This is a genomic window from Hyphococcus sp. (assembly GCF_041986965.1).
GTDB lineage: Bacteria > Pseudomonadota > Alphaproteobacteria > Caulobacterales > Parvularculaceae > Hyphococcus.
In genome coordinates this window covers 288,090-308,807 of record NZ_JBHIXB010000003.1, presented here as the reverse complement: position 1 = coordinate 308,807, position 20,718 = coordinate 288,090, and the positions used below count along the sequence as shown (strand labels likewise).

General features: G+C 55.1%; 13 protein-coding genes. 7 read left to right on the top strand and 6 right to left on the bottom strand.

Going from position 1 to position 20,718, the window contains the following annotated elements; all coding sequences use genetic code 11:
• Positions 1-74 precede the first annotated feature (74 nt).
• The 4 genes from ACFC5L_RS15145 to ACFC5L_RS15130 form a co-directional block, all read right to left on the bottom strand.
• Positions 75-812, bottom strand: coding sequence for a hypothetical protein (locus tag ACFC5L_RS15145; RefSeq protein ID WP_375203536.1), 738 nt, complete (start codon positions 810-812; stop codon positions 75-77).
• Between the two features lie 582 nt (positions 813-1,394).
• A complete protein-coding gene (locus tag ACFC5L_RS15140) occupies positions 1,395-3,290 on the bottom strand; it encodes a trypsin-like serine peptidase (RefSeq protein WP_375203537.1) in 1,896 nt (631 codons plus the stop codon).
• 12 nt (positions 3,291-3,302) lie between these two features.
• Positions 3,303-6,161 (bottom strand): S8 family serine peptidase, encoded by a 2,859-nt coding sequence (locus ACFC5L_RS15135; protein ID WP_375203538.1) that lies wholly within the window; start codon positions 6,159-6,161, stop codon positions 3,303-3,305.
• A gap of 13 nt (positions 6,162-6,174) precedes the next feature.
• The gene (locus ACFC5L_RS15130) at positions 6,175-7,110 is read right to left on the bottom strand and encodes a hypothetical protein (protein ID WP_375203539.1); all 936 of its coding nucleotides are present in this window, start codon (positions 7,108-7,110) and stop codon (positions 6,175-6,177) included.
• A 536-nt stretch (positions 7,111-7,646) separates the two neighbouring features.
• On the opposite strand from ACFC5L_RS15130, the gene ACFC5L_RS15125 reads away from it, so the two are divergent.
• Together ACFC5L_RS15125 and ACFC5L_RS15120 are read left to right on the top strand one after the other, a co-directional pair.
• On the top strand, positions 7,647-9,587 hold the full coding sequence (locus tag ACFC5L_RS15125) for a hypothetical protein (protein ID WP_375203540.1): 1,941 nt from the start codon (positions 7,647-7,649) through the stop codon (positions 9,585-9,587).
• Between the two features lie 86 nt (positions 9,588-9,673).
• A complete protein-coding gene (locus ACFC5L_RS15120) occupies positions 9,674-11,407 on the top strand; it encodes an alpha/beta hydrolase (RefSeq protein ID WP_375203541.1) in 1,734 nt (577 codons plus the stop codon).
• A gap of 123 nt (positions 11,408-11,530) precedes the next feature.
• Here ACFC5L_RS15120 and ACFC5L_RS15115 read toward each other — a convergent pair whose 3' ends face one another.
• Both ACFC5L_RS15115 and ACFC5L_RS15110 read right to left on the bottom strand, forming a co-directional pair.
• Entirely contained in the window at positions 11,531-12,295 is a 765-nt protein-coding gene (locus ACFC5L_RS15115; protein ID WP_375203542.1) for a potassium channel family protein, read from the bottom strand.
• 28 nt (positions 12,296-12,323) lie between these two features.
• On the bottom strand, positions 12,324-13,415 hold the full coding sequence (locus ACFC5L_RS15110; protein WP_375203543.1) for a hypothetical protein: 1,092 nt from the start codon (positions 13,413-13,415) through the stop codon (positions 12,324-12,326).
• 129 nt (positions 13,416-13,544) lie between these two features.
• On the opposite strand from ACFC5L_RS15110, the gene ACFC5L_RS15105 reads away from it, so the two are divergent.
• The 5 genes from ACFC5L_RS15105 to ACFC5L_RS15085 all read left to right on the top strand — a co-directional run bounded on the left by ACFC5L_RS15105 (position 13,545) and on the right by ACFC5L_RS15085 (position 20,685).
• Positions 13,545-15,425 (top strand): SUMF1/EgtB/PvdO family nonheme iron enzyme, encoded by a 1,881-nt coding sequence (locus ACFC5L_RS15105; RefSeq protein ID WP_375203544.1) that lies wholly within the window; start codon positions 13,545-13,547, stop codon positions 15,423-15,425.
• A gap of 257 nt (positions 15,426-15,682) precedes the next feature.
• Positions 15,683-16,675 (top strand): ABC transporter substrate-binding protein, encoded by a 993-nt coding sequence (locus ACFC5L_RS15100; protein WP_375203545.1) that lies wholly within the window; start codon positions 15,683-15,685, stop codon positions 16,673-16,675.
• 19 nt (positions 16,676-16,694) lie between these two features.
• On the top strand, positions 16,695-18,719 hold the full coding sequence (locus tag ACFC5L_RS15095; RefSeq protein ID WP_375210772.1) for a nuclear transport factor 2 family protein: 2,025 nt from the start codon (positions 16,695-16,697) through the stop codon (positions 18,717-18,719).
• On the top strand, positions 18,716-19,612 hold the full coding sequence (locus ACFC5L_RS15090) for an amidohydrolase family protein (RefSeq protein ID WP_375203547.1): 897 nt from the start codon (positions 18,716-18,718) through the stop codon (positions 19,610-19,612). Before ACFC5L_RS15095 ends, ACFC5L_RS15090 begins: the two co-directional genes overlap by 4 nt.
• A gap of 116 nt (positions 19,613-19,728) precedes the next feature.
• Complete coding sequence (locus ACFC5L_RS15085) at positions 19,729-20,685, top strand: helix-turn-helix domain-containing protein (RefSeq protein ID WP_375203548.1); 957 nt, start codon at positions 19,729-19,731, stop codon at positions 20,683-20,685.
• Positions 20,686-20,718 lie beyond the last annotated feature (33 nt).

Below are 20,718 nucleotides of genomic sequence, written 5' to 3'. Positions count from 1 at the left end.
TGTCGAAGTCGAGCTTCAGTGCTTTGGCTCTGCCTCAAAGCCGAACAAGATTTAGCTTCTTGTCGCTGTTCGCCCTAACGATTGACATTGGCGCAGGCCATCGGGATAGAGAAAATATTGGACACATTCAATTCCCCCTCCGCCGGACTACGCGCCTGCTTAGGCCGTCTCGACCAAAAGAAGGACCCGTTGAAAACGCGGGCGCCGTCTTCAAATCCAGCCTTGTTAATGGGTTCGCCCAGCATCTTGCCCGCCGACCACATTCCGGCGTCTAAAATTGAATAGTAAATGTCATCCCCGCCCGCACCGGCTTTCCGAATAGAACTGAAGAGTAGGATCGATTCTTCTGCGAGATCGGCGCTAGGCCAAGTGCTTTCTTTTGTATTGAGTGCGCCTTCGAGCATGGAGACTTCATAACCGCCGTCATCATTTGTGGTCGCTTCATAGATGTCCCATGAACCGGCTCGATCGGAAGAGAAGAAGAACGAGTCGCCTTCGCCGGCGACGGTACAGCACTCACTATGTATTGTGTTAACTGGCGCAGGCAGCAGAGAGGGATCTCCGAAAGTCGCGCCTTCAGAGTCGGTAATATCAGCGCGCCAGATGTTCCAGTTGGCTCCGTCGAAGCCCTCACCTTCGCGTGTCGATGTGAAAAGCGCGACGTTGTTGTGCAGATCGATAGTTAAAACGGCGTCGTAGGGTCCGGTGGAAAAGGACGCCAGTTCGATTTTCCGGACACCGTCTACGTTGCGCGCTTTATAAATGAGCGATGATAAAAAATCCGGCGTAGCACGCGTGAAAAAAAATGACATCGCCGCTCACCGATATCCAGTCTAGATATTCATGGGCTTCGTATGTTCAAATTTCACCAGGATAGAAAGTCTCAGGCGCCGCCATTTCGCAGGCTAATAGGGTCGACAGCATAAAAGTGATGCCAATCATCGTCATGCTCACTGACTAAGCGGAGGTTTCGTGTTGGAATATTTACAGTTATCGCCTATGTAAAAATTACCCTGCAGGATTGGTCCGGTCGGTAGATCGAGTCCGCCTAACGAAAACCTTATGCAGCCTCGAATTCGGTCGCGTTGATGTCATGCCAGAGTAAAGAAGCGCCGACATGAGGTAACACTATCTAATTTGAGTCCGATACTTGCACCTATGGAGGAGTGACACGTCAGTTTCGTAGAAAAATACAAAATCTATGGTTCAGTTATAAGGGGGAAAGACACCATGGCGCCTTGGGCCCGGAACAGCATTTCCCGTTAATGCCGCTCTTGATGGACGGAGCAAAGGCCAAACCAAAAGGGTAGAGCATTGTCGTGAGGCGGCGTGGCGACGGTTACCGGTTGTAACAGGCCATAAGTCTGCTCACTTTCAAAATGCATCAAGCATGATTAATTGCATTTAGCCCAGCGTCCCGGCCTTCCAAGCAGGTCACTATTTCCCGGCAAGCACTCATTTCTGCACACATCTTCGACCTTGGCCGTCAGATTGCCCTTGAACTGCGTGCGGTTGAGTATATCGAAAACTTGTTTGGCGCGCGTAACATAGGTCTGACGCAATAAGTCGGGGTCGCTGCGAACCGCTTCGCTATACGGCCACCCGCCCGGCAACGGTTGGTGATCAAATTCTTCTGTTGCGTAAGGCAGTTGCCAGCTTTTATTCGTGACTGAGAGAAGGTCGCCGGATTCTTTTATCCAATGTGTGTTTCTCAAGTGGTCTCTCAGCGCGCATACGGGAAACGCCATATTTGTACAGTATTCATAGTCTGGATTGCTATCGTCATCGCTGCAGCGGCTATAAGTCTTTTCTCCGTTCTCGCCTTCGCCCTCCCAGACAAAACCGCCCCAATGAATCGCCAGCACGCGGTCAAGCGCGCGATCAAAAACCGGGCTGCCCGAAGCCCCGCCTTCTGTATCGCATAAGTGACGCATCGAGCGCGTACCGTCCACTTCAGCGATGAAATGAGGTTTGCCATGCAATTCCGGGTTTCGGCAAAAATCGTCGAAACTGCCGATCATCGCATCCGCACGCGTTGGAAAATTTTGTGCGTCTTTAGCTGGCGCCGGGTAACCGAAGATAGTCAATTTCTGATCGATAGAAGGAAATATCGCTGTCACATCCCCATCGCCGCCATCGGCTGAAAATTTCACGGGTTTGGGTAATTGGTCCGGCTGCAGCCCGCCTTCGCGGAAATTTTCATCTTCCACCCATAAAAGCGCGTAATCCGAGCTCATGGCTTTACCGACAAAGATCGGCGTCAAATGCTGCAGGTCAGGCGAGCGTGCTTCATCATAGGCGCCGCCGCCCGCCGATCTCGTCCAGCCGTAAACAGCGTTGACGTGGGACTTGTCATATTTTCCTTGCGCATTCTTGCTAAACAGACAATGCGCGTTTGTTGCGATAAGGCGTTGGGTGACGAAAAAGCCTGTACATCTATTGTCGCAACCTTTGCGCCCTTTGCAAATTCTAAAGCCTCCGTCGTTGTCTTTATCATACCGGAGCGTTCTTAAATAAACGATCGATTCCAGCGCCGGTTGAAGCCTTTGCGTCAACACCTGGTCTCGGCGCTCGGAGGGCGTTTGCAGGCTTTTCAGGCGTGCGCTTAATTCATCGGGCCATAAAGACAATCCGGGCTGTTCAATCGGCGCTTTCTTATAATCAAACGGGTCCTGCGCCTCAAAAAGGCCGAGACATTCGCTGTCGACGCATTCTTTCCAGATTTCACTTGCATAGACATAGTTTTCCGGGCGGCCCGGCGCGCTGGCGCGAATAGACAGCGAGCGTGTTTTCCGCGAGTCTGTGACTTTCGCTTTTACCCTTATGACAGGCCTGCTTGAGCGGTCGCCTTCAAATGAAATACAATATTTATCCTGATCAAGATTCAGGATTGGCGTGATCACACGCATTCCTTTTTTCGCTGTCGCATGATCTAAAGTTAGACGAAATTGATCGCGTTTTTCTTCCGGAATGTTTTTATTTTTTTCGAGACGGCCAGTTTGGATTGTGAACGTCCAGGGGCCGGCGCCAGGATCATCGACCTCCAGCAAAAAGCGATATTGTTCTATTCGGTTGGTGCTCTTTTTAGGCGGCGCGATGCATGGCGCTTTGTCGCTTGAAAATCGGCTGGCTGTCACTAGAAAAATATTTGCATCATTTTTTGTCGAGTTAGATATCTCTGCGCGGACTGGACCGAGCAGCGCCATGGCTCCGGCGACAACCGCCGCCAGGATAACCGTCCACGTTTGCAAAGGATGTCGTTTCCCTGCAATCTTTTCAGAAATATCCATGGGTTTTCCTGATCAACTATCGCTGGCGAAAAAAAGGCTGTCACTGTGTTTAAGCCAGTAGATATGCGACACGTCATTCAAGTCGAGACCTATCTTCACTTTATGCAGGCCGTCCTTGTCTCGCCTGACCGCGTTCACAGACAGACAAGCCAATGATGCATATTGCTCTTCTGCGACATTCTGTTCATTTGTGAACCAGCAGTCTTCTCCGGAGAACGGAATGTTATCATCGCGCTTGATCCAGAAGCACGGAGAAACAACACCGTCATTAGCGCAATTTGTGTGAGTTTCTTCTCTCAAGCGTTGCCAAACATATTGGTCTTGCTCGTTCTTGTATTTAATCAATGCAAAGGGCTGGCTCGAATTCGTTTTTATAAAAGGGTGGCTATCCTTGATGCTGCTGTGCAGAGCGATCTGAGTAGCGACGATAAGGCATCCGAAATCGCTTCCCTGACCGCTCAGTACAGCGCGCGTATCGATAATACGGATAGGTTGCAGATCCTTTTTGTTGTCCCATTTCCGGCAGTCGGTGACCCAAATATTGATGCGGTCCGGCACTGCGAGCAGCGCTTTCGCATAACTGACCATGCCGAAAACCTGCGCGTGATTTTCAGGGTTCGTGCTGAATTTCTCATTGATTTTGGACGCATGCCGGTCGAGCGGAGTAGCAGAAGCGAACAATAACTGCTTTACTTCGTTCATCTTCAAATCAGGGTTTTTCGCACGAAGCCGGGACACCAAAGCGGAGACAATCGGAGCCGCCATGGACGATCCTGAGCGAGGGCGATATCCGGCCTCGCCTTCGACGTTAGTGTCGTTTTCCTTATGCACGTCTGCGCTGACAATATTGATCCCTGGCGCGCCAATCCACGGAACCTCTTTCAAATAATCTACAAACGTCGTTGCCTTCCCCGTCGTCCCATCACTCTTTTTGTATCTCGCTTCAAATTTCTCAACGACTGTCGCCTGCAGACGCCCGTTGTCAACATCCATTGGCGCGACGCCAATGCCGCCGGCATACCAGCCAAGGCAGGCAAGCGGCGCCGTATCAAATCCGTTGCAGGTGAGAAGGGTCGGGGGCGTGTTCTCATCTCCCAGACAATCGCTATGGATATACGGTGCTGCAACGACATCAAAAAACGGCTTCGGGTGGTCGCCGGTCGTCATGCCGGAATGTTCAAATTTCTCCGCCGGGGATAATACGGCGCTCAACTGAATGCCGCCTTCGCCTGTAGCACAATGTTCTTCGTTCATCCGATAGCTGCGATTGACGACGCCAGGGGATTTCTTTCTTTTCGATGGGTCTAAGATAGCGTCGTCCCATTTTTTTGGCGGCCGAAAATTGACTTCATATCGATTGTCCTGGCCAAGAAAGCCGTGCCGTTTCGATCCTGACTGGTTTCCGACATTTTCCTTGCCGCCAACGAGGAACGCCACATGCACGCCATGGCTGACATCGTCGTCATTCTCACGCGGAGGGGCGGAAATTGGCTTGCGAGCATCAGTCTCATTTTTAAGACGTGAAATTGCAGTCAGTTTTTCAATATTGCCGCCAAGAGTTTTTACCGCCGGATCAAGGACATCAACATCCATCAGCTGCTTTTCGTCGAAAGCATATTCAACGATGCTGACTTCAGATTGTTCGAGCGGCTCCCAGCTTTTCAATGAAAGGAAAGCTACCTCATCATTGTCCAGCCATTCGACGGCGTTGCGAATCTGATCGAACCGTTCATCAATTTTGTCGATGGTTGAGTATAATCCGTAAAGAGAAACATCGGTGGGGCCGGCGCTTGAGCGACCGTAATAAACTTGGGGCAAGTCGCGGCCGTTTACGCCGCGCATGACCTCATTCCGGGAGCGGACGAAGTCAATCGCGTCAATTGCTATCGCGCGCGCGCTCTGTTCTGGAACTGACAACTTCAATGTCAAAGAAAAATGATCGATCGCCGCATTGACCGCCAGGGCCTGGCGCCCGTCATTAGTCGAGTGCGTGAATAGTTTCGATGGATCAATGCAATCTCTATGATAGCCAAGATCACTGCATACTCTTTCCATATCGCGTATATCTGGCGTTGGCGCGACGGCTGTTAAGACGGCGGCGCTTGTCCGATCATCATCATCACCATTTGCCTCATTTTCGAATTTAGCTTCTGTCAGAACTTTGATGACCTTGTAGTCATATCGCTCTACGACAACATCGGGTTCGGCGTAGTCCGAGCCGGACGCGCCGTCTTCCACGGTTTTGCCTAACAAACGGGTCGCCGCCACATAGGTTTCGGCTGCACGGTCTGTTCTGACGGTCGGAAAGGCGCGCACTCCGTCGCCGTCGATTGATAAGGATTGAAGCGCGGAACCGTCCACACGGCGCGGGCTGAGAACCTCCGGATGGCATTGGGCGAGGCGCAGATACATATCCGCCAGATATTCTTCGGGGCGGTCGCCGAGAAAGGTGATTTCTATATCGATCATTTCCGAATTATCGGAAAGTGAGCCTGGCGAGCCGAAACAACCCAGCTCTTTTTCTGGATCAATGCCGGCAAGGAGTTGATCGGCTTCCAGCGGCCCCAAAGCCTTCAAGTCCATACCCATTCGCCGCTGCAAGCGAAACATCATTCGCCGCGACTGAGAAGACCATTCACTGTCATCCGCGTCTATAGGGTACCCCAAGGCGGCGAGTTTTTCGTGAACGCGCAGGGTGGCGACACGCTTTTCGTCGTCCGTCGCCCCCTGGATGCTTTGCGCCGCTCCTGGCGTCGAAGCGCCTAATACAACTAATCCTGACAACAATAAGGCGGCAAACGCTGTCGCGACGCTTTCAGTGATGCGCTTCCGGAAAGGATATGCGATTTTCTGTTTCCCGGCTTTTTGCATAGCTGCAATTCCGTTAATTCGCGTTCTGCGCCTCTAACTCAGGACGCTCAAAGTTTTCAACGCTAATGCAGGAACCATCGGCTTCACGCGGACGTATTTCTGTATACAAAGAATACTTTGTGTCGCTGCTGAAGCTGGTGACATGAATAAGAAGCGTTTGGGTCCCGCTTTCAACCGGCAGCACGGCTCGAGAGCTTTGATCTTCTTCGCGCCAGTCATCATTTGAGACAATGAACTCCCGGTTCGCATCAAAAATTCCCAAAAGCGTATCGCTGTCGCCTTCCGGGTCAACGTCGACAACCAGGCAGGCGTCATTGTCAAAGGTTTGAAGGTCTACGCGAAAGAAGTCGTCGTCTTCTACAGCGGCGCGCGCTTTAACCTCGTTGACGCGAAGGTCGCAGCTTGACCGCTCCACACAACCGCCCTCTTCACCCAGAACAAGCGTAAATGTGCGATCCGAAGAAACGATATTATCAAGCGAATATGGCTTAATCGACAAACGAAACACCTTTTGTTCCGCTGATAGAATAGGATTGTAGCTGCTGTCTCTGATCGTAAGAATATAGGTTCCGGGTTCAAGTTCACGTTCAATCCGGGCGTTTTGTTCTGAGCCGCCATTGTCATCGCGAGATAATCGATCACGGGTGTCGTCGTCATGTTCAGCGAAAAGCTCGATCATCGGATCGCCGTCTTCATCGCCCTGTTGCACCATGACATCGATCAAAAGACGCTGTGGGCCGTCTTCAGGTTTTATTACAAATCGAAAAGCAGCCAGGCCGCCATTAATTAGCTGTACGGAATCATTGGCGTAGGTGAAGTTTTCTTGAAATTCGATGGTTCTTGCGCGTTGTATGGTTCTCAACATGCGCGACGCTAATTCACCGCCCCCTGTTTCGGCGTCATGCGCGGCGGGCGCCACATAGCCGTTTACATGCACTTCCGGCGTCAACGCCAGCGCGGCTATAATCCCCGCAAAAACAACGCCCGCGCCGCTGACGGCGCCGCCGTCAGTCCCGCGAAAGAAAACAATTGCAAGAAGTCCGGAAAGTCCCGCGACAGCTAGAAATGTATTGAGGCTGGCGGAATAAACGCACGCCCCTTGGTTTCCGAAGCAGATTGTGCCGTCAGGCATAAAGGCTGACGCGAGTGACGCGCCAAGGCTGACAACCAAAATAAAGATGAAAAAAAGGCCTAAAAACAGCCTGATCCCACCACCCGACATGATTTCCCCTCCGAACTCCCCATCGATGACTCATACCTAAAATAAAGGCTTTTTTCAATGGAGCGGAAGTTGAAAATCGCCGCCGCTCCCGCTACGTCCTAATTGAAATTTCTCCTTCGCAGCAATGGCCTAGCAGAGCGCCAATCCTGATGGCGTCATTTTTGAGGAATGTTTTCCAGATTACTTGCCCTAAAATTTCATGCAGTTGCTTCACCCAACATCTGGTGATAATTTGGCCGCGCTTTTTTTTTGGGGAGGGGGTCATGAAATTGTCATATATGTGCAAGGCTTTCTGTGCTTTTTTCATCAGTATACTGATGATTGGCTGTGCGACCGTTCAGGATGATACTGGTCCGGTCGGAGAGGCGCCGCCGCCGGAAACGCCATTTGAGCCAGGCGCCGCCGCTCCCAAAATCTCCCCCCTGCGCAATGGAAGCTATTTGACGAGTTTGCAGTCAGATAATCGCAGCGTCATGACCGATGATACGGTAAAGGCGCAAATTGAAGGCTGGGGCCGGTTTTATACGCAGATCAGAATTGAAGATAAAGAAAACATAGAAACGATATCCCCTGATGGCGACAATAGACAATCTTTCTCCACGGTGACCTGTAAAGGGAGAAATCTGTCGGGCTTTGGGAAGTTGTTGGCGGGTTTGGTAAGGCTGGAGAAAAACACCAGTTACGTGCTTTCCGTTTCGGTGTCGCCGTCAGGATCGACTGGCGATAAATACTACGTCAATAAATATCCGGTTCTGCAATTCAGTCGTTTGAATGACAAGCGGTGCAGGTATCATTTCCGCGCTCTGCCATTAACGCCCCGGATTGCGCCTCGCTCCAATGAGAGGCTGAAATTTGAGTTTCAGTTGCATTACAAGAAATCGAATGGCGTTGATGTCAATCAGATATTCAGCGATATCGCAGAAATCGCCGGTTTCTTTACGCAAACGCCAACAGACGGCGTCGTTGCCGGCGCAACGGAACTCGCCGCCAGCTCGATAAATGCGCGAATTAATCAAATCATGAGCGAGTGGAGTAAGGATAATCAGTCAAAATTTGAAGCGGAACTCCCGCTTGGGATCGAGCCTGCCTTAAAACACGACACGTTTGTCATTTCCGCCAATCGGCCGACAAATACACAGTCAGCATCGTCTATTTCATTTGGCGAGGGCCAATCTATCTGGTTCCGTGTTGACTACTTTCCAACCTTGTTTGCGCAATGCACGACCCCGGGTATCGATTCCTGCTTTGCTTATGAAAGTAATGCCGAGGTCCTGGGAGAAAAGTATCACGAAGCAGACCGGAGCGTGACCCTTGGTGATCTTGCAAATCAGAACAATAACAATACGCCGGCGTACCGCCAGCAGCTGTTAGCGATCAAAAACGCAAATCCGCCTTTAAGCGACAACGCTGCAAAACTTCAGTTTGAAAAGATTTGCGGCGACATTGACAGCGATACGCAATTTGCTCCGAACAAGGCGCTCAACAAAGTGGACCGCCTGATTTTCCTTTACTCGCTGATTGCGTCGACAACGGACTATGAGGACAATTATTCCGTTAATACGGACAAATGTTTCAGCGCGGCGCAACGTGAATTGTTGCAGGATCTGGCTAGCAATGGCGATGAACGTTTCAGGTTTCCTGTATTCGAGGGGTCCACTCTCAGCCGCGTCATCGAAAAGTCTAACGATCTCAGTTTTCGGCTGGGCAGCGGATTGACAGGTAAGGAGGCGCTGTTTGGCGAATCCGGTCGGCTCGATCTTCGCCTTGGCGCCCTTGTTGAAGGCGCTAATGGGGTTGAGTTGCGTCCACGCGGCAGCGTCGGTCAAGCAGCGGCGGCGGCGCTGGAACCGATTAAGTTTGAAGGCGGGCCAGCCTGCCATCATACGAGCGTTGACCGCAACACCGGTAAGGAATCCGCCAAGAAGTTCGGCATCATGCATAAAATACGCGATACACTCGATGGCGGTTATTACGAACAAAATAAGAATGAAGACGGTTCCGGCGGCCGTTTGTACGTCCCGATTGTCGTCGAAATGGATGATGAAAATGGCGTAGCCTCAATGGTCGTGCCGTCAAGCTGGCGCGAGTATTACACGACGCTGCTCAACCGGCCTATGCCTGCCGATCCTTGGGCGGCGGCGTGCATGCCTGATCTCGATCAAGATGCGCTCGATGCGCTCAAAGCGGAAATGTCGGGCGCGTAGTTAATCATTCTGGCGCGCCCGTCCGGTTGCCGGGCGCGCCCATAATCTGAACGCGTCGTATGCGCACTTTTATATTAGTCTCTTTCTTGTTCATCATCGCGGCCGTGCTCGCATGGCCGCACCTTACACGTGAACATAAACGGCACGGTCTTTATAATGCGCCTTGCGCGGAGGTTCTCCAGCGCACAGGCGCTAATGCGAATTGCGTTACGATATTTTTTGGCACCACCAGGCAGGCCAACTACAGTGAAGGACGCCATAACGGCTATCGTCTGGTCCAGGGTTTCAACAACCGCATGGACGATCAGCTGCATTATGGCCGTGCGGAAGTTGTGCTGCCTTACCTCGCCTCCGAAGACTACCCGGAAGGGCGCGCGCGCGGCGAACTTAAATACTCAAAAGACGGGCCGCCGGAAGATGCGCTTACGACGCAGACGACGGTTTCAATCACATCGATAAACAGCGCAAACAAAGATACGGTTATCAGTGAGCTGAAAGACGCTGTATCGCTGCGCAGTGATTCCGTTCTCTTGTTTATACATGGGTATAATGTTGATTTCGACAGCGCTGTCGTCCGTTCTGCACAACTTGCAGTCGATCTGACTTTCGATCCGTCCGCGCCGCCAGACGACACGAATTATGCGTTTGGACAACCCGTGTTGTTTTCATGGCCAAACGGCGCCGCATTTTATACCTATCCATGGGATCAGAAGAAGGCGGAGGCGTCTGCGCCGTTTTTGGCGGAATTCCTTTCGACCTTGACGAAAGAAACTGATGTTAAAACCTTCAATATTATCATTCACTCCATGGGTAATCGCGTTTTCGCCAACGCCGTGGAGGCGTTTGCTGAAGATTATGTGCAGCAAGGGAAGGGCGATACCACATTTCGGATTATTCACGCCGCCGCGGATGTTGACCAGGACATCTTTGATGACGTCATGGACAAGGTTGAAAAGAAAAATTTTGTACCCGACACAACTGTTTACGCCTCTCGGCGAGACTTTCCTCTTGGCACATCGTTTTTAATAAATCCGATATTAAACCGTATTGACGGAACGCGCGGGCGGCTTGGTCAGATTACAACCCGCGACGGGATTTATGTTCGCAATGGGGTTACATCAATTGATGCGACTGGCTTCGCCACAGATTTGTTTGGCCATGGATATTTCGCTAATAGCGACAACATTCTCAGTGACGTTGCTTGCGACTTGAAAGGCGTTCCGGTTGAAGATCGGCCATTGGCCCCGGAGCGGCGAAAATATCGGGGCGATGACTTTCCGTTCTATAAGGTTGACAAGAGCAGGAATGCACAAGGATGCGCGATCCGGGCCCCCATCAGTTGGGTCAATGAACCCAATTCCTTTATGGCGGCTTGGCGCGCCGCCAATAGCGAAAATTATAAAAGGTGCTGGGATGGCTCAGAAGTTCCGCAACATGCAGAATGCCCGCCTCGGTTAGTCGAAGATGCTGACATAACGCCCGAGCCTCTTGAAGCTGTGGTGTATTTCGATTGGCAAAAGGCGGTGATTGGTTATGAAGGGTTTTCGCTACTCGAGGAAATCGCCGTCCGATCATTGGAAAGTGAGATTTTGAGCATTCGTATTGAAGGTCATTCGGATACGTCCGAAGATGACAACATATATACGGGATTGTCTCGACAGCGGGCGGCGGCGGTGAGAGATGTCCTGATCAGTTTCGGAATTCCCGCCGAACTGATCGAGGTGTCCGCTTTTGGGGATCTTAGACCCGCCTTGGCCACAGAGGATAATGTTCGAGAACCGCTTAACCGGCGCGTAGAAGTGACGATAGAATTCGAATAGGCTGTTAAGCAACTTCCTGTTCATCGCTCACATGAACATTCGCGTCCGCTGCCGGCATTTCGCCGGAACACACGCACATTATCTTGCGCCCGTCCGATGAGGGGGGAGTGGATATTAGCCGCGCTAATCAACGCTCTTGTTTTTGTCGTGCAGTTCCGCCGCGTGACTGAGCGCGGAGGCGAAGACACCGGTGAGCATCGCCACAAGGCCAAGCCCCAGGACGGCGTAGAGACCGGCGCAGAATTTCCCGAGCGTGGAGACGGGCACGGCGTCGCCATAGCCAACGGTCGTGAAGGTCACGACGCTCCACCACATGGCTTTCGGGATCGAGCCGAAAATTTCCGGCTGTATCTGTCTTTCAACGAGATAAAGTGTTGTCGAGGAAAGCAGGATCAAAATCACGCCGAGGAAGAGGGTGAAAATCAATTCAAACCGCTTGGCCGCAAGGGCTTCGTAAAATTCGCGCATGGCGGCGTGGATATGCGGCATCGCGGCGAGGCGTAAGAGACGCAGGATGCGCAGCAGTCTGAAAATCAGCATCCATGTGGACGGGGTCGGCAGCAATAACGGCAGAATGACGACCAGATCCGCAATGGAAGCCGGCGTCACAAGATATCGGAAAAACCCGCGCGCGCCCCGGAATTTCGGATTGAGCCCGCACACCCAAAGGCGGCCTGCATATTCAACGGCGAAAACCGCAAGCAATAAATGGTCGATCAGAAGCAGCCTGCCGCCGAGCCAGCCGGCGACGCTCGGCTCCGTCGCCGCGACGCCGAAGACGATCGACAGCCAGATCAGACAGAACACCGCCCAGTTGAGCGGCGACAAGCCTCTGCCGGGCCAGGCTTCCGGGTCGAGTTGGCGATGAAGGTGCTGACGGAATGTCATGGCTTTGCCTTTCGTCGCCAAGCTCGCCTTACATGATGAACTCGGCTTCGTAGTTCCCTTTCAGGAAGAGAACCATTTCCTCATAGCTGAGCTTTTCAAGGTCAACCATGGCGGCGAGTTTTGCATCCACATTCGGCGCTCTTTGAAAGCGGGCGTAGATGCGTTTTAACGCCAGCCGGTATTGCCGCATCCGCTCGATTTCACGCTCCGGCTGAAACCCTTCCTCGAAAGTTCTGGCGGACAGGGCGATGATCGCGGCCCAGATCGCGAAGACATGGACAAGCGGGCCTTTCATCCATGCGATATTGGCGATAGCGCCGAAGAAAACGAGGCCATGCAACAACAAAATGCCGAAGACGCAGGCAAGCGCAACGCCGCCTAAAATTTTCGCCTGCTGGCTGGGGGCGTGTTTCCAGAAGCCTTCGCCTTCGCGCAGGATGAGATCGCAATAGCTGATCTGGCGGTTAAAGCGAAACAGAACATAGGCCCGGAAATATTCGTCAAGATGCGGGTCGGATTCCGGCGCTGAAGGCGAGATGTCCTCAAAAATCAAGCCTTCTTCGTCATGATCGTGATGCACGATCTCTTTCAGCTTGTCATCGACCGTCGACAGGCATTCATTTTCGAATTTTGCAAAGTCGGCGGTGCGTTTTTCTACAAAAGCATCAGCCGCCTGTTTGTCGCGCGCGCCGTCGAGTATCTCTTTGACGCCAAAGACAAAAGACTGAAAATGGAATTGTCGAATGCGCTCCGTCGCGAGACGGTCGGCAAGCCAGCGCATTTTCCGTTCCCGGAACATGATCCCGAAGACGCCGATCAGGACGCTGGCGATGCCGGCGACGCCGCCGATCGCGGCGAGGGTGCGGACTTGCCCCTTGGGCAGGCCATGGAACAGCATTTCGCCGCCGGCGAGCAGCAAGGCGCCGGTCGCGAGCAGGACGGCGAGAACGCCCCATTTGCGGCTGCGGGTTTTGGCGGCGTTGGCGCGTTCGTCAAAGGGCCGGAAGGCGGCTCTCAGTTCCGGGTTATTCAGCGCAAAGAAGATATTCGGAAACTCTTTACGGGCCCCCTCCTGATCGGGGTCGTTCAAAAGAAGATCCGTGTTGAAAACATACGCCATTAAGCCGGCCTTCCATCCTTGTTTTCGCGGTCCGTTCGCCAACCGATAGGGGGCGAATTTTCTCCAAAAATCAACACTTTCAATTGTTAAGCGGATGATTTAAAAGTAGCCGCGAGGGAGGCGCAAGTCGTGACGCATATATTTATCTCCTACAACCGGGAAGACCAGTTTCGGGCGAGGATGATCGCGGATGCGCTGCAGGCCGAAGGGCTTGATGTCTGGTGGGACACAAATCTGCGCGCCGGTGAATCCTATGATGAGGTGACCGAAAAACATCTGCGCGAAGCCGGCGCCGTTGTCGTGCTGTGGTCGCAGAAATCGGTGAATTCGAAATGGGTGCGGGCGGAAGCGACAGTGGGCGAGCGTTTCTCAAAGCTTGTTCCGGCGATGATCGACCATTGCGAGCGCCCGCTGCGGTTTGAACTTGTTCAGACTGCTGATCTTGTCAACTGGCAAGGCGACAGAAGCGATCCGAACTGGCGGCTGTTCATGCAAGGGGTGAAGAACGCGGTCGGCCATCATGATGTGGCGCCGCCGGTTCAGGCTGCGCCGTCCGGCGCCGCATCAGACTCCGCAGGCGACATTACGATTGAGAACACGTTCTGGACTTCCGTTAAGGACGGGTCGGAGCCGGCGGATTTCGAAGCCTATCTGAAACGCTATCCTGATGGGCATTTCGCCGATCTTGCACGCAACCGTCTGGCCGCCTTGCATCGTGCGACGCAGCCGCAGCCAGCGGCGCCTCAAGCTTCAACGCCGCCGCCGCAAGCAAGGCTGCAGGCCCCAACCCAGGCCCCAGCCCAGGCTCCGGCGCCGCGCCCCGCTCAACGCCCTGCCGCAGCCGCTCAACCGGCGAGCCGGCCCGCACGGACCAAAGCGGCGGCGCCCGCGCCCACGCAAAAACAGAAATCCGGTCCCGGCGCCATGATTGCGATTATCGGCGCCGTTGTTGTCCTGATCGGCGGCGGGGTCTTCGCCGCCATGCAGCTGATGAAGGATGACGCCAGCGCGGAAACGAAAGTCGCCGCAGCCGCGCCTGTTGAAGAAACATCCGCGTCGCAAGAGGCGGCGGTCGAGGAAGACGTGGTCACGGACATGTCAGTCGACACCACAGACATGCTGGATGTTGACGGCGCCGAAGACGCCGCGCTCGAAATTGCGGCTGAAGATGGCGAGATGCCCGGCGACGTTGCCGCAGAGGCTGAAAGCGACCTGGCGGCGCTTGAAGAGAGTGCGGACGACGTATTGACGGAAACTGACGAAGCAGCCGTTGACGATAGTGCGTCCGGCGATGACGCGGCGCTGTCTTCTTTCAGCGATTGCGACTTCTGTCCGATGATGACAGTGCTGCCGGGCGGCGCGTTCATGATGGGCTCGGCTTCGGACTCTCCCGGCCATGTCGGTTATGAGGGGCCGCAACATGAAGTGACGATTTCATCCTTTGCGATGAGCGAGACTGAAATTACCCATGATCAATGGCTGGCCTGTGTCGAGGATGGCGGTTGCGGCGCCTACACGCCGGGTGACGCCGGGTTCGGCCGCGATACGCGCCCGGCGATCTTTATCTCATGGCGGGATGCGCAAGCCTATGTGAAATGGCTATCGGCTAAGACCGGCAAAACTTATCGATTGCCGACGGAAGCCGAGTGGGAATATGCGGCGCGCGGCGGCGCCCAGTCCGCCTATTGGTGGGGCGATACTTTCGACCGGGCCAGGGTTGCGCTCGGATCGACCCGGCCCGTTGATGAGCTTGCGGCCAATCCGTTTGGCCTGCGCGGCATGCTCGGCAATGCGGCGGAGTGGGTTGAGGATTGTTACGTCAATAATTACGGCGACGCGCCCGCTGACGGGTCCGCGGTGAAAAGCGGCGATTGCGGGCGCCGCGTTGTGCGGGGAGGAAGCTGGCGCGATGAGCCGCGCGCGCTTCGTTCCGCCAATCGCAGCCGAATCACCCAAACCGTCCGTGACCGGTCCAACGGATTTCGCGTGGCGCTGTCGCTCGGGGATTGAGCCTCGCCCCGGAACCCGCCTTGTCACTGAATCATCATCGCCGGTAATGGCCGCTGATTTTGCAAGCGGGACCAGCGTTTAGCCTGCCTGACCGTCATGCTGCATTGCAGCGTTTGACCGCTCCGGCGCCCAAATTTTACATGCCCGGCACTCGCTCTCATTTATATTGCCCGCCGTGCTGAAAACCCGGACGGTGCGCTGACGACAAGGGCGCATAAGGGTTTGAAAAAGCGTCCGGACCAAAGGGAGACGGCTGGATGCAATTACGGCTCATTTTTGGCTGGGGAAAGCGGGCGATTGCGCTCGCGGCTTGCGTCGCTTTTGGGGCTTGCGCGACGGCGCCCCAGCCGGAAGAGCCATTCCGCGTTCACGGCAACAAGGTGACATTCGAGATTGCGCCGGTGCTCGTCGCCTCCGATCAGGTCTTTGACGGCCCCTCGACCGTGAAGATGGGCGGCATTCCCAATCTGGTCGGCGAACCGGGCATTCCCGGCTATGGCGAACCGGGCGTCGCCGATGTGGCGACTCATGCGGAAACCCAGGGGCTTCGCTATTCCGCCAGGCATCCCGATCTTCGCATCATCATGACGGTGGCCGAAGGCTATTACCGCATTGTCGGGCGCAAATCGGCGGGCATCGAAACGCTGGAAGATCTGAAGGGCAAGCGCATCGCCACCATCCCCAACACGTCTTCCGCCTATTTCCTGCACAACATGCTAAAATCCGTCGGCCTGAGCGAAGCCGATGTCGAGATTGTCCGCGTCATTCCATTGAGCGACATGCCGATCCTCCTCGCCAAGGGGGAGGTGGATGCGGTGACAATCTGGGAGCCGGAAATCGAAAACGCCGCCCACGCGATCGGCGATGACGCCGTGGAGTTCGACGGCCGCGATGTCTATCGCGAAGTTTTCAATCTCAACACCACGGCGGCGAATCTCGCCGATCCGGAAAAGCGCGCGCGCATCAAGGAGTTTGTCAAAGCGGTCGTCGAGGCGACGGATATGATCCACGAAGATCCGAGCATCGCCTGGCCGCTGGTGCAGGAAGCGACCGGCTTCGATCTCGATCTCATCAAGCGGTCATGGAAGCATCATGGCTATCCCGGCGACCTGGTCCCCGACCTTCTCGACGTGCTCGAAGCGGAAGAGAAATGGCTGGCGGAGATTGATGACCGCGAAGCGCGCTCGCGCGAGGAGCTTTCCACGCTGATCGATGACAGCATCATTCGCGAAGTCCTTGAGGAGCGGTGATCCGGTGCAGATGCGCAAGATGAAACGCTTCATTGTTCAGGCATTGCTCGCGGGATTTGTTGGCGTGGCGGCCGGATCGCTCGGCGCCTGTTCGCGCGAAGCGCCGTCGGCGGTGGAGGCCGGTGGGGCGGCGGCGTCAGAAGAACGCAGATGGAGCGAGGAAGATCTCGTGCGCGCGGCGCGTCTTGTCGCCGATGTCGAGCATGTTCAATCCCTGCGCGATGTGAAACGCCTCCAACACGCCTTCGCCCACTATGCCGAGGCCGGTGAGTGGAAAGCCATGGCGGGGCTTTTCGCGGAAGACGGACGCTATGTAGAGCCAGGCGTCGAAATTTGGGGCGCCGATACGCTCTATGCGCATTTTCGCGATGAGATGGGCGCGGGCGTCGATGGCCTTGCGCCGGACCGGTTGAATATTCGTTTGATCCTGTCGCCGGTTGTCACCCTTGGCGAAGATGGAAAGTCGGCGAAAGGACGCTGGCATGAAGTCGCGATGACCGGTCGTTATGGCGAAGAAGCTCTTTGGAAGGGCGGGATCTACGAAAACGATTACGTGTTCGAAGACGGCGTATGGAAAATCGAAACGCTCCATTACTATCCGCAATATGCGGGGCCCTATGATGAAGGCTGGCGCAATGTCGCTGATGTTGTGCCGCTGACGCCTTACCATTACACGCCGGCAAGCGCCGGTGCGCCGACGCCGGAAGTTGACGATGCCTCTGCGCTCACCAGCGACGACGCCGATGCGCGTCTTGCAAAAGCCAACGCCATTGCCGGCGCGTTGCTTGATGAAAGCGACGTTCAAAATCTTCAGGCGGCCTATGGCTATTATGTGGACCGCAAGATGTGGAACGATGTCGCCGATTTGTTTGCGGAAGATGCGAGCTTCGATGTCGCCGGCGAGGGCGTTTATCGTGGGCGGGACGCGATCCGGGACCGGTTCTTCTCGCTCGGCGAAGCGGGCCTGAAGGAAGGCGAGCTTAACGATCATTTGCAGCTCGATCCGGTGATCACGCTGACCGGCGACGGCGCGGCGGCGGCGCGCGGATTTGAATTGCAGATGACGGGCCGGCATGGCGGCGCTTCCGCCTGGGCCTTCGGCATATTTGAAAACACTTACGTCAAAAAAGACGGCGTCTGGAAAATCCAGTCGGTGAAACTCTATCCGCGCTTCGCCGCTGATTATGACATTGGCTGGGCGCGCGACTTGTTGCCGGCGCATGAGGACGCAGGTGAGAGCGCCGAGACGTCGTCGCTTGCCAGCGCGGAATATCCTGAGCAGACAAGTCCGCCGGTTTCGTTTGACGCTTACATTACACGCGGGGGCGCTCCTTCAGCGCCGGCAAGCCTCGACGATCTCGCCCGCAAGGCCGCAATCGTCAAAGCCTATGACGGCGCGGAAAATGTCTCCACGGCCTATGGCTATTACATTGATGAATTCCGCTGGGACGACACGGCCGATCTTTTCTCCGAGGACGGATGGAAAGAGCTTTCCTATATCGGCGCCTATTATGGCCGCGAGCGGGTGAGGGGATCGCTCTTTTCGCGCTATGGCGACGGCGGGCGGCGCTCGACCTTCATGGCGATTCATCAAAAGACGCAGCCCTATGTCACGGTGGCGCCGGACGGAAAGAGCGCGCAGATCCGTTTGCGTCTGTTTCAGTTCAACAGCCAGCTTGATGGCGACGGCTCCTACATCTCCGGCATTTACGAAAACCAGGTGAAGCTGGAAGACGGCGTCTGGAAGATCGCCGGGATGGATCTCGATTATATTTTTCTCGCCAGTTACACCGGTGGCTGGGCGGCGGTCGAGGAAGGCTCGGCGGAACGCTTTGCGCCGACACCGGAAAGCATCGCCAAATATCCGCCGGACGGTCCCTTACGCGGCGTCACCTTTGCGCCTTATCCTGAAATTGCGCCCATGGGTTTTCATTACGACAATCCGGTGAGCGGCCGCGCACCCGCGCTTAAGCTCGATTGGTCGATTTCGTCGCGCCCTTCTGATGACAGCGCGAACACAGGCAAACCGGAAGCATCTGAATGACCTTGCATGTTTCAACAGATGCGAAAGACCAGACAACAGCCAGCGGTGGTGAACAGGCTGACTTTCCGCCGGTGGTCGACTGTCATGCGCATATTTTTCAGGAAGACATGCCGCTTAGCAGCAACGCCTGGACGCGGACCGATTATTCTTTCACGGCTGACGACTATCTCGCGCTGCTCGATCAATACGGCATTCATTTCGGCGTGATTTCCGGGCTGAGCATCACCGGCTTTTACAACGACTATATGATTTCGGAATTGCGCAAGCACCGGCGCCTGCGCGGGACCGCGATTGTCTCACCGGCGGCGACCGACCGCTATTCGCTTGAACGTATGCAGGGCGACGGCATTGTCGGCATCAGGCTGCAGCTTGCGCGCATGGCCGAGCTTCCCGATTTTCGCAGCGAAGAATATAATCTCCTTTTCCGGCGGGTGCGCGACCTTGACTGGCATGTGCATGTGGCGATCGAGGGACCGGCGCTGCCGCCGGTGCTGGCGGCGCTTGAAGAAAGCGGCGTGAAAGTCGTTATCGATCATTTCGGCCATCCCGATCCGAAACTTGGCGTGAATTGCCCGGGTTATCGTGCGGTGCTGGCGGCGGCGGAACGCGGCAACACCTGGGTGAAGCTTTCCGGCGGGTTCCGTCTTCTCGGAACAGCGGCCTGGCAAACCAATCCGAATGGGGACGCGGACAAGATCGCCGATGATCTCGCCAAAGATCTCGTTTCCCATGTCGGGCCGGAGCGGCTCTTGTGGGGCAGCGACTGTCCGTTTGTCGGTTATGAAGGGCGTATCACTTTCGACTACGCGCTTGACCGTTTCCGCCGCTGGGTTCCCGATGCGCGTGATCGCTGGCGTATTTCCCAAACGGCGCTGAAACTTTATTTCAGTTAACCGCCCGCAAGTCTGTGCAATCACATTGCCGGGGGCGGGCTGGGCGTATAAATTAAAAGAAAAACATCCGCTTAAGCGGGGAAAAGTCCGACGTGTCAGTCCTTGGGAGGGGATGTATGGAGTATTACCGGACCGCCGATTTTCCGGCTTCGCGCCGCATGGCGTCTTGGAATAACACCTATTCCAGCCGCTTCGCGCAGGTCACGTTTCAGCCGTCTTCCGACGATGTTTTCGATGCGGAGCTGCGCGTGACGTCGCTTGGTTTTCTCGGCTTCGCCGATGTGCGCACCAACGGCGCCAGCATCGAGCGGACGACGGCGCATATCAACGAAACGAAATCCCATTTCTTTTCGTTCCTCCTGATGGCGCAGGGCGGCGCGCAATTTTCACACTACGGAAATGAAACCCGGCTTGAGCCCGGCGATTTCACCTTGTGTGACAATGCGGCGCCCCATCGCATTCAACTGGAAAAGGGCGCGCGGTTCATGATCCTGCGCGCCTCTCCGAAAATGCTGAAGACGCATTTGCCGTGCCCGGAACAGCTTTGCGGGCTTCGCCTGCCGGCGGAACTCGGTCTTACGGGCACCGCGTCGGCCATGGCCCATAGTTTGTGGGGGAAGGCGGAGGAAGGCATCCCCGAAGAATTCGGCGACCGCATCGCCGGGCATCTTCTTGATGTTCTAGGCACCGCCTATTCCATCAGCCTTGGCCACAAGATGACCAACTCAACCGTGGTGGGGCTCCGCAAGGCGCAGGCGAAGCAGTATATCGAAGCAAATCTTTCCGATCCGGAGCTTTCGCCGGGTTGTGTCGCCGACGCCATGCGCATTTCGCCGCGCTATCTGCGCGTCCTGTTCGCCGAGGAAAACGAAACCACGTCCGCCTATATTCTGCGCCGCCGCCTCGAAGAATGCGCATCGCAGATGACGAACTCGGCATGGCGCAGCCTGACGGTCTCGGAAATCGCGTTCTCCTGGGGCTTCAACAGCGCCGCGCATTTCACCCGCGCTTTCCGCGCCAAATACGGCATGGCGCCGTCGGAATACCGGCGCATGCATCTCCTGCCGCATTAGTCGGTCCGCCGATTAACAGCCTTTCAAATGCGC

Excerpts from the sequence above, each read along its gene's own strand:
- ACFC5L_RS15145 (WP_375203536.1), bottom strand. The coding sequence starts at position 812 with ATGTCATTTTTTTTCACGCGTGCTACGCCGGATTTTTTATCATCGCTC.
- ACFC5L_RS15140 (WP_375203537.1), bottom strand. The coding sequence starts at position 3,290 with ATGGATATTTCTGAAAAGATTGCAGGGAAACGACATCCTTTGCAAACG.
- ACFC5L_RS15135 (WP_375203538.1), bottom strand. The coding sequence starts at position 6,161 with ATGCAAAAAGCCGGGAAACAGAAAATCGCATATCCTTTCCGGAAGCGC.
- ACFC5L_RS15125 (WP_375203540.1), top strand. The coding sequence starts at position 7,647 with ATGAAATTGTCATATATGTGCAAGGCTTTCTGTGCTTTTTTCATCAGT.
- ACFC5L_RS15115 (WP_375203542.1), bottom strand. The coding sequence starts at position 12,295 with ATGACATTCCGTCAGCACCTTCATCGCCAACTCGACCCGGAAGCCTGG.
- ACFC5L_RS15110 (WP_375203543.1), bottom strand. The coding sequence starts at position 13,415 with ATGGCGTATGTTTTCAACACGGATCTTCTTTTGAACGACCCCGATCAG.
- ACFC5L_RS15100 (WP_375203545.1), top strand. The coding sequence starts at position 15,683 with ATGCAATTACGGCTCATTTTTGGCTGGGGAAAGCGGGCGATTGCGCTC.
- ACFC5L_RS15095 (WP_375210772.1), top strand. The coding sequence starts at position 16,695 with ATGAAACGCTTCATTGTTCAGGCATTGCTCGCGGGATTTGTTGGCGTG.
- ACFC5L_RS15090 (WP_375203547.1), top strand. The coding sequence starts at position 18,716 with ATGACCTTGCATGTTTCAACAGATGCGAAAGACCAGACAACAGCCAGC.
- ACFC5L_RS15085 (WP_375203548.1), top strand. The coding sequence starts at position 19,729 with ATGGAGTATTACCGGACCGCCGATTTTCCGGCTTCGCGCCGCATGGCG.